Origin of the sequence: Salipiger abyssi (assembly GCF_017311415.1) — a bacterium.
Classification (GTDB): Bacteria; Pseudomonadota; Alphaproteobacteria; order Rhodobacterales; family Rhodobacteraceae; genus Salipiger; species Salipiger abyssi_A.
This window is the reverse complement of record NZ_JAEKIS010000043.1, coordinates 1-13076: the sequence shown is the minus strand read 5'-3', so window position 1 is coordinate 13076 and position 13076 is coordinate 1. Positions and strand designations below refer to the sequence as shown.

16 protein-coding genes and 2 tRNA genes are annotated in these 13076 nt (G+C 64.7%); 3 read left to right on the top strand and 15 right to left on the bottom strand.

Annotation, left to right across the window (positions count from 1 at the left end):
• Positions 1-105 precede the first annotated feature (105 nt).
• On the top strand, positions 106-648 hold the full coding sequence (locus I6N89_RS24710; RefSeq protein ID WP_236016829.1) for a tyrosine-type recombinase/integrase: 543 nt from the start codon (positions 106-108) through the stop codon (positions 646-648).
• Positions 649-655: 7 nt separating this feature from the next.
• On the opposite strand, the gene I6N89_RS24705 is transcribed toward I6N89_RS24710, so the two are convergent.
• The 10 genes from I6N89_RS24705 to I6N89_RS24660 form a co-directional block, all read right to left on the bottom strand.
• Positions 656-731 (bottom strand) — tRNA-Val (locus I6N89_RS24705).
• Positions 732-925: 194 nt separating this feature from the next.
• Positions 926-1000 (bottom strand) — tRNA-Val (locus I6N89_RS24700).
• 83 nt (positions 1001-1083) lie between these two features.
• Complete coding sequence (locus tag I6N89_RS24695) at positions 1084-2157, bottom strand: DUF1513 domain-containing protein (protein ID WP_207020914.1); 1074 nt, start codon at positions 2155-2157, stop codon at positions 1084-1086.
• Between the two features lie 4 nt (positions 2158-2161).
• The gene (locus tag I6N89_RS24690; RefSeq protein ID WP_207020913.1) at positions 2162-3145 is read right to left on the bottom strand and encodes an imelysin family protein; all 984 of its coding nucleotides are present in this window, start codon (positions 3143-3145) and stop codon (positions 2162-2164) included.
• Positions 3146-4690, bottom strand: a complete 1545-nt coding sequence (locus tag I6N89_RS24685; protein WP_207020912.1) for a di-heme oxidoredictase family protein — start codon at positions 4688-4690, stop codon at positions 3146-3148.
• Complete coding sequence (gene bfr, locus I6N89_RS24680; RefSeq protein WP_076703132.1) at positions 4662-5147, bottom strand: bacterioferritin; 486 nt, start codon at positions 5145-5147, stop codon at positions 4662-4664. Before bfr ends, I6N89_RS24685 begins: the two co-directional genes overlap by 29 nt.
• Positions 5122-5391 (bottom strand): (2Fe-2S)-binding protein, encoded by a 270-nt coding sequence (locus tag I6N89_RS24675; protein WP_076703130.1) that lies wholly within the window; start codon positions 5389-5391, stop codon positions 5122-5124. Before I6N89_RS24675 ends, bfr begins: the two co-directional genes overlap by 26 nt.
• 13 nt (positions 5392-5404) lie before the next feature.
• A complete protein-coding gene (locus tag I6N89_RS24670; protein ID WP_207020911.1) occupies positions 5405-6664 on the bottom strand; it encodes an imelysin family protein in 1260 nt (419 codons plus the stop codon).
• 49 nt (positions 6665-6713) lie between these two features.
• Positions 6714-6875: a hemin uptake protein HemP gene (gene hemP / locus I6N89_RS24665; RefSeq protein WP_207020910.1), complete on the bottom strand. Its 162-nt coding sequence runs from the start codon at positions 6873-6875 to the stop codon at positions 6714-6716.
• The gene (locus tag I6N89_RS24660; protein WP_207020909.1) at positions 6872-7024 is read right to left on the bottom strand and encodes a hypothetical protein; all 153 of its coding nucleotides are present in this window, start codon (positions 7022-7024) and stop codon (positions 6872-6874) included. Before I6N89_RS24660 ends, hemP begins: the two co-directional genes overlap by 4 nt.
• A 485-nt stretch (positions 7025-7509) precedes the next feature.
• Between I6N89_RS24660 and I6N89_RS24655 the strand changes: the two genes are divergently transcribed.
• Positions 7510-8190: a PRC-barrel domain-containing protein gene (locus I6N89_RS24655; protein WP_207020908.1), complete on the top strand. Its 681-nt coding sequence runs from the start codon at positions 7510-7512 to the stop codon at positions 8188-8190.
• Between the two features lie 116 nt (positions 8191-8306).
• Here I6N89_RS24655 and I6N89_RS24650 read toward each other — a convergent pair whose 3' ends face one another.
• Both I6N89_RS24650 and I6N89_RS24645 read right to left on the bottom strand, forming a co-directional pair.
• Positions 8307-8471 carry a DUF1328 domain-containing protein gene (locus I6N89_RS24650; RefSeq protein ID WP_207020907.1) on the bottom strand — a complete coding sequence of 55 codons (165 nt, stop codon included), beginning with the start codon at positions 8469-8471 and terminating at the stop codon, positions 8307-8309.
• Positions 8472-8537: 66 nt separating this feature from the next.
• Positions 8538-8726 carry a PLD nuclease N-terminal domain-containing protein gene (locus I6N89_RS24645; RefSeq protein ID WP_207020906.1) on the bottom strand — a complete coding sequence of 63 codons (189 nt, stop codon included), beginning with the start codon at positions 8724-8726 and terminating at the stop codon, positions 8538-8540.
• Between the two features lie 270 nt (positions 8727-8996).
• On the opposite strand from I6N89_RS24645, the gene I6N89_RS24640 reads away from it, so the two are divergent.
• A complete protein-coding gene (locus I6N89_RS24640) occupies positions 8997-9248 on the top strand; it encodes a PepSY domain-containing protein (RefSeq protein ID WP_207020905.1) in 252 nt (83 codons plus the stop codon).
• 86 nt (positions 9249-9334) lie between these two features.
• Here the strand turns inward: I6N89_RS24640 and I6N89_RS24635 are convergent, their stop codons facing one another.
• From I6N89_RS24635 to dctP, 3 genes are all read right to left on the bottom strand, one after another.
• Positions 9335-10732, bottom strand: coding sequence for a TRAP transporter large permease (locus tag I6N89_RS24635; protein ID WP_207020904.1), 1398 nt, complete (start codon positions 10730-10732; stop codon positions 9335-9337).
• Positions 10729-11361, bottom strand: coding sequence for a TRAP transporter small permease subunit (locus tag I6N89_RS24630; RefSeq protein ID WP_207020903.1), 633 nt, complete (start codon positions 11359-11361; stop codon positions 10729-10731). Before I6N89_RS24630 ends, I6N89_RS24635 begins: the two co-directional genes overlap by 4 nt.
• Positions 11362-11479: 118 nt before the next feature.
• Positions 11480-12496 carry a TRAP transporter substrate-binding protein DctP gene (gene dctP, locus I6N89_RS24625; RefSeq protein ID WP_207020902.1) on the bottom strand — a complete coding sequence of 339 codons (1017 nt, stop codon included), beginning with the start codon at positions 12494-12496 and terminating at the stop codon, positions 11480-11482.
• Positions 12497-13076 lie beyond the last annotated feature (580 nt).

The following is a 13076-nucleotide window of genomic DNA, read 5'->3' as shown; positions in this document are numbered from 1 at the left end:
GATCAGGCCGCACAGCGCTCTGGGCTACCGTCCACCCGCGCCCGAAAGCACCGTCCCGATGGACCAGAGGCCCACAATGCACTAACAATCAAACCGGACCACCCAATGGGGGCAGGCCACGATAGCCAGATCCAGGACGCGACTTGGCATGTGATTCAGTCAAAGACAGGAAACGCGGTACCAGTGCCACTGCATCCGCTTGTTCTCGCGATTCTGGAAGACGAACGCAGGGAACGGCGAAAATCTGGCGTGGTAGATCCGCGCCGGCCTCTGCTAACGAACAGCCGCGGCAAGCCATGGACACCCACCGGTTTCGGCGCGAGCTGGCGCACCGAATTGATCCGGTTGAAGCTGAAACCCCATCGCAAAGAGGATCTGGAGGACGGCGCATTCCGCGCGACGCTCCACGGCTTGCGTCACACCAATGCGACGGTGATCGCAAACAGCGTGGCCAGACATCCCGAGGTTTTCGGGGGCATTCAGCGCGTGCAGTCGATGCTTGGGCACCTATCAAAACGCATGTCAGAGCACTACGCACGGCGTGCGGAAGTCGAGCATATGAACCGCGAAACCATGCTGCTTTTGCCGAATTTTGGGAAACATCCGGACTGGCTTGGGAAACCAGAGAGCAAAAAAGACGCTAAGTGATTGAAAATGGTGGGTGATGAGAGACTCGAACTCCCGACATCTTCGGTGTAAACGAAGCGCTCTACCAACTGAGCTAATCACCCGGCCTGCGAGGGTTTAGCCAAGCGCGCGGCCTGTTTCAAGACGCATCAGCATCCCGCCTTCCCGAAAATTTTGGTCCTTCCAGCGCCGTACCCGTGCAACGCACCGGCGCAGATCGGGCGAAGCGCCGTGAGCGGCTGAAAAGCAGAAAGGGCGCGCTCTAGCCTTGCCGGCGAACGCGCCCTTTCGGGAAGAATGGTGGGTGATAAGAGATTTGAACTCCTGACATCTTCGATGTGAACGAAGCGCTCTACCACTGAGCTAATCACCCGGTAGCGGGTCTAATAAAAGAACCGCGCGAGAGGTGCAAGAGGCCAATCGCACCCTTTTTCGCGGTTTTTCGCCCGCGTCGCGTCAGGCGCGGATCGGGATCAGATGGTTGTCCCAGGCGGCCTCGGCCCGGCGCAGCGGGGTCGTGCCGCCCTGCCCCACCAGCATCACACCGCCCAAGCCGTCGCTGGCGATATAGCCCTTTGCGTGGCGCGCCAGACCGCAGATATCGGCGCGCGAGACGACGCCGAGAAAGGCGCCTTCGGCGGAAAACCGGTGCATGCGGCCGCCGCGCGGCGAGGTGATGGCGATCTCGGAGCCGTCGCCGGAAAACGCCACGCTGCCGGCATAGCCGTCCATCGCCAGCTCGTCGCCAAGGGGGGCCTCGCACAGCACCGGATCGCTGCCCCGCCGGTGCAGCCCCAGCAGCGGCGGCGCCATGCCCGGCTCGCCCTGCCACTGCATGGCAAAGCCCACCAGACCATCCGGGCGCAGCGCCAAGTGGCGAATCGAGTTTTGCGAAAGTTCTTCAAGCGCGCAGCGTTCCAGCACCGTGCCGTCGAAGGCGGTGTAGACAAGGCTCGGGCGCATGGTGTCGAGATTGAGCTTGGTGCGGTCCCAGCGGTCGGTCTGGATACCGCCATTGGCGATGGCCAGCGTTTCGCCATCGGGCATCACCCGCAGATCGTGCGGGCCGACGCCATGGGTCTCGAACTCGCCGATGCGGCTGTAATTGGCCTCGGTATCCCAGATCCCCACAAAGCCCGCACTGTCCTCGACCCGCTGCTCGGAGGTGAAGAGCCGCGTGCCATCGGGCGAATAGACCCCGTGGCCGTTGAACTGCCGGTCTTCGGGCGCGCTGAGCTGATGCAGCACGGCACCGTCGCGGCAATCGACCACCAGCGCATAGGTGCCCGGACGGCGGGCAAAGCCCACGGCCTCGGCGCGATGCGGATGGGCCGAAGCCGCATGGCCGCGCGCCGGCAGCGGCACCCGGAACGCCTCGGAGCCGTCCTCGCGCAGCCCGGCGAGCATATAGCTGCCATCGGGCTGCTTCGCGGCGGCGAGATAGGCCGGATCGCCCACCGCCGCCCAGCCCACGGCAGGGCTGGCGCCGGCGGCGAGCAGGCTTGCGAGAAAGCTGCGGCGGGTGGTCATGGTCTCAGTCTCCGTCCTGCGAGTTGAAGCCCGGGGTCAGCCCCAGCGGCAGGCCGATCTCGAGCTCGATGGCATCGGCCAGCGCACGGATATGCTGCTGCACGATCTCGACGCGCAGCCGCGCCGACGGGTCGTCGATATCCTGAAAGGCCAGGTCGGTGACGCGGTCCGCCACCTCGCGCAGCCGCGCCATGGCGGCCTCGGTCTCGGGCAGTTCCCAGTCGGCGAGCGCATGGGCGAGCGCGGCGGCGGCGGCGGCATCCATCACCGCATTGCGTAGGCTGCGGCCCGAGCGCCAGGCCTCGGCCCGCGCCGGACGCGGTCGGTCGAACGTGCCGAGCGGACGGCCCAGCCGCGTGTCGGCGGTGAATTCGAGGCTGGAAAGGATCTGGGTGTAAAGCGCCCGCAGCGCCTCGTCTTCGGAGAGATAGGTGGTGTTGCCGTCCTCCCCGGCACTCCGCAGCACATCGGCAAAGCCCTCACGCCAGCCGCTCTCCAGCGCTCCGGCCTGGGCGGCGAGATCGGCGGTGATGGTCTGCACCAGCGTGCAGGCATAGCTGCCGGCCTCGTAGCCCGAGAGATCCTCGTCATAGAGCATACGCTCCAGCGCGAAGAGGCCGCGCGCGGCGATCGAGACCTCGGCAAAGGCCTGCGGATCGCGCCCGGCCTCTTCCTCGCCGGAGATCATCCGCGCCAGCGTCTTGGGGGTAAATCCGCGCGTGTCGGGCCAGAAGGCCACCGAGAGCGCGCCGGTTTCCGAGGGGCCCATGCGCACGTCACCGATCTCGGTCCAGGCGTCGAAAGCCGCGTTCCAGGGATCGCGCAGCGCGGGCGCGGTGCAATCCTGCTGCGCGGCCTCGGCCAGCGCCTGCGCCTCCTCGGTAAAGCCCGCATAGCCGGGCAGGATGTGATCGGTGAGCGCCTCTTCGACCCCGGCCACGGCGGGCGTGGCGGCGAGGCTGGCGCAGAGCATAAGAGCGTATCGCATTCAGAGACTTTCCAGATATCGGATCAGCGCGGCACGGTCCGCGGGCGCCATGGAGACCACCGCGTCGCGATGGGGCTGCGCCTCTCCGCCATGCCAGAGAACGGCTTCGAGCAGCGACCGCGCACGGCCGTCATGCAGGAATGTGGTATGCCCCGAGACCGCCCCGGTCAAGCCGATGCCCCAGAGCGGCGCAGTGCGCCATTCCGTCCCGGTGGCGCGCCCCTCGGGGCGGTGATCGGCAAGCCCCTCGCCCATGTCGTGCAACAGCAGATCGGAATAGGGCCAGATGAGCTGAAAGCTCTGCTCGGGCTGGTCCTCAAGCCGGGCAGTGACGAATTTCGGGGTGTGGCAGGCGGTGCAGCCGGTGTCGTAAAACACCTGCTTGCCGCGCAAAACCTCCGCGTCGCCGGGGTCGCGGCGGGCGGGCACGGCGAGATTGGCGGTGTAATAGCTGAGCACGTCGAAGGCCTCGGCGGAGATCTCCAGCCCCTCTGCATCGCCGCCATGGGGCGCCTCGCGGCAGGCGCTCTGCGCGGCGCTGCAATCCCCCCAGAGCGCGGGGAACAGCGGCGTGGCGATGCCGATATCGCCCGAAAACGCCGCCGCGGATTGTTCGCGGATCGTCGGCTCGCCCGCCTTCCAGCCGAAGCGGCCCAGAACCGCGCGGTCATGTTCGCGCGACCAGACATACGACGCCCGGCCCGAAATGCCGTCGCCATCGGCATCGTCGGGATCGGCCAGCGCCAGAATGTCGGCTGCCGGGATCGCTTCCAGAAGTCCCAGCCCGATCATCGGCGGCGCCACGCGCGGGCTGAGCATCGCATCCTCGGCGAGCGGGCCATAGGCGAGATCGGCGGCACGGTAGGTGGGCTTGCGCAGATGCGCGGTCTCGCCGCCCGAGAGCGGCACCGCGATCTCTTCATAGCGGACCTCAAGCCGGTATTCGCCGCGATGCCCGACCGTGCCGAACTCCTGCAACTGACCGCCATAGACCGGGTCCGGCGCGGTGGCGATCCAGCCGGCGATGGCGGGCATCTCGGACTGCGGATCGGCAGGCGCCGAGATCCGCAGGAACATCGACACCGCATCGTCCTCCGGCCCTTCGGGCGGGTGGCCGCGCCCGTCGCGGATATGGCAGGCCTGACAGCTGCGCGCGTTATAGAGCGGCCCCAGCCCGTCGGAGGCCAGGGTCGAAGAGGGCGAGGAGGCCCAAAGCTTTTGAAACAGCGCGTCGCCGAGGGCGAAATCCATCCGCCGCGCCTCGGGCATATTGGCCGAGGGCTGCGCAAAGGCCTGTGCATCGCGCCGCCCGAGCACGGTGGCGGCACCGGCGGGGCGCGCCTCGAAGGGCTCCGGCGCGGTGAACGCACGCGCGGGCGCCGTGACCGTGGCGATGCGCGCACGCTCTTCCGCGGTGCGGGGTATGATGGTGAGATGCGGATCGCCCGGATCGGGCAGCACGGCCTCGGCGGCCGCCACCGCGCCGCTTGTTAGCAGCGCGGCGCAGAGAGCAAGCTCACTCGGCCTCGTCCATCGGCGAGGCATTGAGAAGCGCATAGCGTTCCTCTCCAATCTTGCCGTAGAGCTCAAGCTGGGTTTCGAGGAAGTCGATATGGCCCTCCTCGTCCGTCATCAGCTCTTCGAACAGGTTCTTGCTCACGTAGTCGCCGACCTTTTCGCAATGCTCTCGGGCTTCCTTGTAAAGCGCGCGCGCCTCGTTCTCGGCGGCAAGATCGGCCTCCAGTGTCTCTTTCGGCGTCTGGCCGATGCGCAGCGGGTCGAGCTTTTGCAGGTTCGGGTGCCCGCCGAGGAAGATGATCCGCTGGATCAGCTTGTCCGCGTGGTGCATCTCCTCGATGCTTTCCTCGCGGCTTTTCTTGGCCATATGGCCGAGGCCCCAATCCTCTTGCAGGCGGTAATGCAGCCAGTACTGGCTGACCGCGGTCAGCTCGGACCGCAGCGCCTTGTTGAGGTATTCAATGACCTTTTCGTCGCCCTTCATAACGGTTTTCCTGTGTTTTTCCGCGCCGTTTGAGGCCACGGAGTTCCATGGGGACTTCCAGATTGTCGTTTGAGCGCATGGTTTGCAAGAAAAGCGGCATGCAGCCTCCGCAATCGGCCGCTTTTCCGAGGGCATGATAAATCTTGCCGGGGGTGATGATCGCCCGCGCGTCCGAGGCGCGCATCCAGTCGATGGCGGCATGAATGTCGCGGTCGCTGATGCCTTGGCAACTACAGACGATCATCACATTTCTCCGCTTACTGGAAAACGGCGTTCGGGTTATCGAGGCTGTCGGAGCCTTCGAAGTCGATGTCGCTGATATCGAGCGTCGACACGATGCGCTCGATGGTGCGGGTCTGGTCGATCAGTGCGTCGACACCGCCCATCACCAGCGCCTCGCCCTTCTCGTCGCCCGCAGCGAGCATCTGGTCATAGGAGAACCCGCCCTCGGCGGCCTCCTTGATGTCACCCAGCTTTTCCATGGTGGTGTCGAGCTTGGTTTTCATCTCGGCATCGAGATCGGCATCGGTCTCGGCCACGAGCGCGCTCAGCGACGGGCCCTCGACGGTGCTGCCGTCGATGCGGGTGTAGCTGCCCAGATAGACGTTCTGGATGCCCTTGCCGTCGTAATAGTGCGAGTTGTGGGTGTTGTCGGAGAAGCAATCATGCTCTTCCTCGGGATCGTTGAGCATCAGGCCCAGACGCATCCGCTCGCCAGCCTGCTCGCCATAGGAGAGCGAGCCCATGCCGGTCAGCATCGCGGTGATGCCGGCATTCTCGTCTTCCATCACGGCCTCGCGGGCCTCGCCGCCCGCGCCCCACGCGGCGACCATCTCTTCGAGATCCGAGACCAGCAGGTCGGTGGCCGCTTGCAGGTAGTCGGCGCGACGGTCGCAATTGCCGCCGGTGCAGTCGTCGCCGGTGACGTAATCGGTATAGGGGCGCTCGCCCGCGCCGGGGCCGGTGCCGTTCAGATCCTGCCCCCAGAGCAGGAATTCGATGGCGTGATAGCCGCGCGCCACGTTGGTCTCGATCCCGTCCGCCTCGTTCAACGTGTCGGCGATCAGCTCCGGCGTGATCTCGGAGGCATCCACCTCATTGCCGGCCAGCGTCACCTGCGGGTTGGCGATGACGTTCAGCGCGGCGTATTCGTTCTCGTCGGTCGCGCCGCCATAAGAGGCATCCACATAGTCGATCAGCCCCTCGTCGAGCGGCCAGGCATTCACCTTGCCCTCCCAGTCGTCCACGATCGCGTTGCCGAAACGGTAGGCCTCGGTCTGCTGATAGGGGTTGCGCGAGGCAAGCCAGGCCTCGCGGGCGGCGGCAAGCGTTTCCTCGGAAGGATCGGCGATCAGCGCCGCCACCGCCTCTTGCAGCGCCTTGGCGGTGATCAGGCTGTCCTCATAGCTTGCCTCGGCGATGTCGGCATAGGTGTCGAGCACCGCCGCCTTGTCGGTGACCGCCAGGGCGGGCGTTGCCAGAAGCAGCGCAAGAGCGGTGGAAGTGGCGAGTTTCATAATCTGTCCTCGTTGGCGTGTCTTGGTGTTGATTTGGCTGACGATGGCGTCACTTGGTCAGGATCAGCTTGCCCGCCTTGGTGATCCGGAGGGTATAAACCTGCCCGTCCAGCTCGATCTCGGCGATATTGCCACCTTTTGTCAGGTCGCGCGCGGCATGGCGCGGCAGCGCCGGCGTTGCGTTATCCGCATTCACTCGTGTCTCCATCATCGCGCCGCCTCCCTGTTGGCCTCGATCCGGTCGAGCAGTGCCTCAAGCCCGGCCTCTGCCGGCCAAAGGCCGCCCATCACCAGGTGAATCAGGTCTTCGCTGTCGCGGCGCGGGCCACTGGCCGGGGCGCGGTTCCTATTCTCGCTCATCATCAGCCTCCATGATCGGTTCGAAATCGGGCTGCCCCATCGCAATCGCAGGGTGGCTGGACAGGTACAAAACTGAGCAAAAGAATCGGGAAAGTCAACCTGACAAATTAAGTCATCTTTTCAGATCGCTGAAATCCGCGGCCAAACACGCAGCAGGCAGGACAGGCTGCCGGGAAACCGGGCGCCGTCATGGCCTGCCACATACCCACACAAAAGCGGAGCGGCCGCTTGGCCGCCCCGCCTGCCATGCTGGACAGGTTACCCGTCTTGACGTGGATCGTCGTCGCCATCCTTTGCGCTTGTCAGCGCGAATATCACGACCGCGATAACCGTAAGAGCGCCCAGCCCGGCGACAAAGATATCGGTGGACATGGCTGGCTCCTATCTGCGTTCAGGAAAAGAACCGGTCGCCCCCCACGCGAGTTCCGGAACTTTTTCACGGAATCGGGGGTTTTTTTTCTAAATTATAGAAACAGGGGAACAAAATGCTCTTCAGCCTTGCCGATATGCTCACCTGGCGCGTCCGGACTGGCGGTCAGGACGCTACGCTCACCGATATGCTGTTCGACGCGGACACGCGCCATCTGACCTATCTCTCGCTTGCGGTGAATGGCCCTGCCGGCGGACAGGCGCTGGCGGCGGCCTCGCTGATGGGGCGCCCCGATGGCGAAACCCGCGAAATGCCGCTGGATATCAGCGATGCAGAACTCGCCCGCGCACCGCATTGGGATGGCGACGAGGCACAGCTCGACTCGCTCATGCTGGCGATGCCGCCGCTGGTGGTCGGCCCGTTCGGCGCCACCCATGCGCCGCTCGCCATGGCGAGCTACGCGGCCCGGAGCGCCGAGACAGGCGAAGAGGATCCGCGTGCGGAGGCGGCGATCGAACGCTACGAGCGGTTGACGCGCTGGCTCGGCGGCCCGGTCTTTGCCCGCGACGGCGAAGTCGGGAGCCTGTCGGATCTGCTCTTCGATGCCGACCGGAACCGGATCGACTATCTGGTCGTGGACAACGGCAAGTTCTTCGGTCATCGCCAGCGCGCCCTGCCCCTCTCGGCGCTCGCCCACCGCGCCAAGCGGGCAAAGGGCGGTCATCTGGTGCTCGATCTTTCCAAGGCCGATGTCGACACCGCACCCGCACCGGACGAGGTACTCTCGAGCTCCTGATCCACGACCTCTTGACGCAGCGCGGGACTGCTCGGTCCGTCACCACGCATATGCCATGTTCCACATAAAAACCGCCGCGCCTGTTGAGGCGCGGCGGCGTTTTCGGTCTCTGCCTGTCAGGCGCGGCGGACGAGCCGCATAATCAGCGTCACCACGAAAAGCACCAGGAAGATAAAGAATAGCACCTGTGCGATGCCCGCCGACGCGGATGCGATGCCGCCAAAGCCGAAGACGGCGGCCACGATGGCGACGACGAAGAAGAGAAGAGCCCAGTACAGCATGGTGAATTCCTCCTGTTGACTGCTGTTTGGTTAGTGAGAGAGTGAGAGAGAGTTGAGAGAGGTGCCTTAGACGGCGGCCTTTGCTCCGCGCGGGCCGGCGATCAGCCAGATGATGAAGCCCAGAAGCGGCAGCACGATCACCAGAAGCGTCCAGAGCACCTTGGAGCCGGTGCTGGCGCGCGAGGTCAGAATCGAGACAATGGCCCAGATGTCGAGAACGAGGACGATAAAGCCCCCAATACCTGCAAATTCCATGGCGAAGCCTCCTATACAGTCGGTTGCGGAAGACACACGCCCTTTGAACGGTGGCACGCGGCCTCCGCCGGGGCAGCCGCCCCGAAGGTCTTCGGACTTCCATGATTTCGCGTTCTCCCGGCCCCGTGCCGGGTGTCTGCATGAGGAACGCCGCGTCTCACGAAAAGGTTCCCGCACCGTCATCCGCGCCGCGCGCGTCTTAGAAATTAAGAATTCCCTTCACGGCGGCTTTGCCCGAGGCTGACTGCACGAACTAGGAGGAGATCCACGATGTTCCGCAGTGCCTGTATCGCCATTACCGCCGCCACACTGACGGCCCTGCCCGCCGCCGCCGACACCGCGAGCGAGGCGCAAACCGAGCAGATCCTGGCGATGCTCGCAGAGATGCAATGCGAGATGGATCCCGACGATATCGAGATGGAAGACGGCGGCTACGAGCTGGACGACGTCTATTGTGCCGACGGTCAGTACGATATCGACCTCGACGCCGATCTCAATGTCACCAACAAGCGCAAGGAATAACCAGACCCGGCCGCCTCACTCTCCCGGCCGACAGACCGGCGCCGCCCACCTCTCCCGGGCGGCGCCGTTTTTTTTGTCTGCTTCGATCAGGCCAGCGAGGGCAGCCAGAGCACGATGGCGGGGAACGCCACCAGCAGGCCGATGGTCACCGCATCGGCAATGAAGAAGGGCGTCACGCCACGGAATACGTCCTGCACCGACAGATCCGGGCGCACGCCCGCGACGACGAAACAGTTGAGCCCGATGGGCGGGGTGATCAGGCAGAACTCGGCCATCTTGACCACGAGGATGCCGAACCAGACCGCGCACATCTCTCCGCTCATGCCAAAGGTGCTGTCGGGGGCCAGCACGTCCTCGCCGCCATTGAGCGCCATCACCGCCGGATAGACCACCGGCAGGGTCAGCAGCAGCATGCCGATCGCGTCCATGAACATGCCCAGCACCGCATAGGCCAGCAGGATGCAGATCAGGATCACCATGGGCGGGTAGTGCAGCGACGCGATCCAGTCGGCAAAGGCCGAGGGCAGATCGGCGAAGCCCAGGAAGCGCACATAGATCAGCACGCCCCAGATGATGGTGAAGATCATGATCGAGAGCTTCGCTGTCTCGATCAGCGCGTCCTTGAACTCCGCCCCGCGCATGCCGTGCAGCAGCGCCATGACGAAGATGATGAAGGCGCCCACCGCACCGCCCTCGGTCGGCGTGCCCCAGGCGTCGCCGAAGGGGTTGTAGACAAAGAAGATGATGATCACGACCACCGCCACGATCGGCAGCGCCGGCGGCAGCGCGGCAAAGCGCTGCCCCCAGGTGAAACCGCGCACCGGCGGGCCGAACCCCTTGATGGTCAGCGCCAGACCGACGATCAGCGTGCCGTAGACCACCGCCGAAAACGCGCCCGGGATGAACCCCGCCAGCAGCAGCTTGCCCACGTCCTGCTCGACGATGATGGCGTAGATCACCAGGATCGCCGAGGGCGGAATGAGCGACGCGAGCGTGCCGCCCGCCGCCACGACGCCGGCGGCAAAGCGCTTGTCGTAGCCGATCTTCAGCATCTCGGGGATGGCGATGCGCGCGAACACCGCCGAGGTCGCAACGGAAGCGCCCGACACCGCCGCGAACCCCGCCGTGGCAAAGACGGTCGAGACCGCGAGCCCGCCCGGCACCCAGGCCAGCCAGCGCTTGGCCGCCTCGAAGAGCGCCTTGGTGAGCCCGGCGTAATAGGCCAGATAGCCGATTAGGATGAAGGTGGGGATGAGGCTCAGCGCCTGACTTGCCACCTTGCCATGCGGCACCTGCCCGGCAGTCTTGACCGCGACGGAAATCGCCCAGCCCAGCATCTCGGGGTCATAGCTGCGCTTTTCCCAGAAAATCCAGACCAGCCCGAGGAGCCCCGCGAGCCCGGCGGCAAAGGCCACGCGCATGCCCATCACCACCATGACAAAGAGCCCGCCAGTGACCCAGAGGCCGATTTCAATGGATGTCATGCATCATGCCCCTGAATATGCTCCGCCTCAGCCGCCGCCTGCTCGGCCACGCTCTGCACCAGCGGCACCGCCACCGGCGTTTCGAGCCCCAGCACAAACGCACGGCCATAGCCCCAGAGCTGAAGCACCAGCCGCAGGCACATAATGAAGAAGGCCACCGGCACGATCAGCTTGGCCGGCCAGAGCGGCAGCCCGAGGTCGATGGTGGAATCGCGCGACCACATCGGTGCGGCGAAATCGAAGCTGCGGTCGAAATGCGCCCAGCTGCCCCAGACCAGCGCCGCCATCAGCACGAAAATCCCGAAGGTGGTGATCAGCTCGGCCAGCCAGAGCGCCCGCCCCTTCAGCTTGCCCACCACGATATCCATTCGGATATGCCCGCCATTGCGCTGCACATAAGAGATGCCGAAGATCGCGATCAGCGGCATCGCCATCTCGATCCAGTCGACATAGCCGCGCAAAGGCTCGTTGAAGAGCTCGCGCCCGCCGACCGAGATCACCGCCAGGCACATCAGCCCGAAGGCGCCGAGCCCGGAGACAAAGGCTGTGGCCCGCTCGAGATGCTCCAGCGCCCGGTCGAGCCGGCTGAGCGTCGAGCCATCGGTGAACACAGCGGACTGTCCGGCCATGGCAGGTTCCTTTCTAGCAATCGCGAGAGGTACGGAGGCCCCGGCTCGGGGCCGGGGCGCGGAGGTGAGGCTGGCAATCACCCGAACCATCCCCGGCGCCGGGGCCTCCTGGCCGGGGTCAGTTCGACATGCGGGTCTCTTCCAGCGTCGTCTGCACCAGATCGTAGAGCTCCTGCGCCGGCAGCCCCTGCACGCTCAGCTCCTCGATCCAGGCCTCATGCGTGGGCGTGCCGGCGATCTCGCGAAACTTGTCCAGTTCGGCCTCCGAGATCATCACCTTCTCGACGCCCTTTTCCTCCAGCACGCTGTCCCAGCGCGCCAGCAGCTCGCCGTAATTGGCCAGGTAATGTTCCAGCGCCGCGGGGATCGAGCTGTCGAGCGCCTCGCGTTCCGCATCCGACAGCGCGTCATAGGCATCCATGTTCACCACCACCGGGCAGTTCACGGTGCCGGGGTTGAGGTTGGCGGTCCACCAGTCGGCCTCGTTGATCGTGCCGAAGGAGAGATGCGCGTGCTGGGCAAAGGAGGCGGTGTCGATCACCCCGGCCTCCATCGCCTGATAGACCTCGGACGCGGTCATCGAGGTGGGCACGGCGCCCACCGCCTCGAAGGCGCGGCCGATGCCGCCGGTGGCGCGCACCCGCATGCCGTCGAATTCCGACAGCTCGTCGCGCGGCTCGCCGGTGCCGACGAGATTGTATTGCGGCATGGGCGTGGGCATCAGCAGCTGCGCGCTCCACTGCGCCATCTCATTGGCCACTGCCGGATGCGCATAGACCGCCTGCGACACCGCCAGCTCCTCCTCGAGCGTATTGACGCCCAGGAACGGCAGTTCGAGCACGGTGATCGCGCGGTTCTTGTCCGGGTGGTAGCCGGCGCAGAACTGCGCCATCTCGAAGGCGAAGATCGAGATGCCGTCGAGATTTTCGGTGTTCTTCGACAGCCCGCCATACGAGATGTTCATGGTGAACTCGCCATCGGTCTTTTCCTCGACCAGCTCGGCGAGCTTGTGCACATGTTCGGTAAAGGCGCGGCGCTTGCCCCAGAGCGAGACGTTCCATTCGGTCGCCATGGCTTCGGTGGCGAAGGCGACGGTCAGCGCCGAGACGCATACAGTGCTCGTCAGTCGTTTCATTGGTTCTCCTCCCAAATCGCGGCGGTTGCCACCGCCTTGGCAGCGAACGTTAGAGCATCGGACAAACGACGCAACCCCGATCCCGAGTCGCCGTTACGTCGCCCTGCGGCGGCGTTGGGCGGCCGAAAGGTATACAATGGCATTCCGTAACAATTTGTCACACCCCCGTGAGATCCACCAAACCGTCAAGCTGCCGGAACTCGCCCTATGATTGTTTACACGATGTGATGCGGAGCCCATTGAATCCATGGGAATTTCCAGCGCAGACGGCAAAAAATTTACTGACATACGCACGCTAACGAAAATGATTTACAAATAAAGACTTATATTACCGTTACTTATTTCATTCTTTTCGAACGACGGTATGATCAGGCAAGGGATGGGAAATGCCGCGCCGCGGCGTTCGAGACTTTTCAGATAGGGAGGATCTCCTATGAAGGATGACGCTCAAACCACCGCCGCCGACACCTACCCGCCGTCTTCCGATTTTGTTTCCGGAGCGCATGTCGACGCTGCGGCGTATGACGAGATGTATGCGCGGTCGCTGAGCGATCCGGACGGGTTCTGGGCCGATCAGGCG

Bases quoted from the DNA above. Each gene is read 5' to 3' on its own strand.
- I6N89_RS24710 (WP_236016829.1), top strand. From the start codon at position 106: ATGGGGGCAGGCCACGATAGCCAGATCCAGGACGCGACTTGGCATGTG.
- I6N89_RS24695 (WP_207020914.1), bottom strand. From the start codon at position 2,157: ATGACCACCCGCCGCAGCTTTCTCGCAAGCCTGCTCGCCGCCGGCGCC.
- I6N89_RS24690 (WP_207020913.1), bottom strand. From the start codon at position 3,145: ATGCGATACGCTCTTATGCTCTGCGCCAGCCTCGCCGCCACGCCCGCC.
- I6N89_RS24685 (WP_207020912.1), bottom strand. From the start codon at position 4,690: ATGCCTCGCCGATGGACGAGGCCGAGTGAGCTTGCTCTCTGCGCCGCG.
- bfr (WP_076703132.1), bottom strand. From the start codon at position 5,147: ATGAAGGGCGACGAAAAGGTCATTGAATACCTCAACAAGGCGCTGCGG.
- I6N89_RS24675 (WP_076703130.1), bottom strand. From the start codon at position 5,391: ATGATCGTCTGTAGTTGCCAAGGCATCAGCGACCGCGACATTCATGCC.
- I6N89_RS24670 (WP_207020911.1), bottom strand. From the start codon at position 6,664: ATGAAACTCGCCACTTCCACCGCTCTTGCGCTGCTTCTGGCAACGCCC.
- hemP (WP_207020910.1), bottom strand. From the start codon at position 6,875: ATGATGGAGACACGAGTGAATGCGGATAACGCAACGCCGGCGCTGCCG.
- I6N89_RS24660 (WP_207020909.1), bottom strand. From the start codon at position 7,024: ATGAGCGAGAATAGGAACCGCGCCCCGGCCAGTGGCCCGCGCCGCGAC.
- I6N89_RS24655 (WP_207020908.1), top strand. From the start codon at position 7,510: ATGCTCTTCAGCCTTGCCGATATGCTCACCTGGCGCGTCCGGACTGGC.
- I6N89_RS24650 (WP_207020907.1), bottom strand. From the start codon at position 8,471: ATGCTGTACTGGGCTCTTCTCTTCTTCGTCGTCGCCATCGTGGCCGCC.
- I6N89_RS24645 (WP_207020906.1), bottom strand. From the start codon at position 8,726: ATGGAATTTGCAGGTATTGGGGGCTTTATCGTCCTCGTTCTCGACATC.
- I6N89_RS24640 (WP_207020905.1), top strand. From the start codon at position 8,997: ATGTTCCGCAGTGCCTGTATCGCCATTACCGCCGCCACACTGACGGCC.
- I6N89_RS24635 (WP_207020904.1), bottom strand. From the start codon at position 10,732: ATGACATCCATTGAAATCGGCCTCTGGGTCACTGGCGGGCTCTTTGTC.
- I6N89_RS24630 (WP_207020903.1), bottom strand. From the start codon at position 11,361: ATGGCCGGACAGTCCGCTGTGTTCACCGATGGCTCGACGCTCAGCCGG.
- dctP (WP_207020902.1), bottom strand. From the start codon at position 12,496: ATGAAACGACTGACGAGCACTGTATGCGTCTCGGCGCTGACCGTCGCC.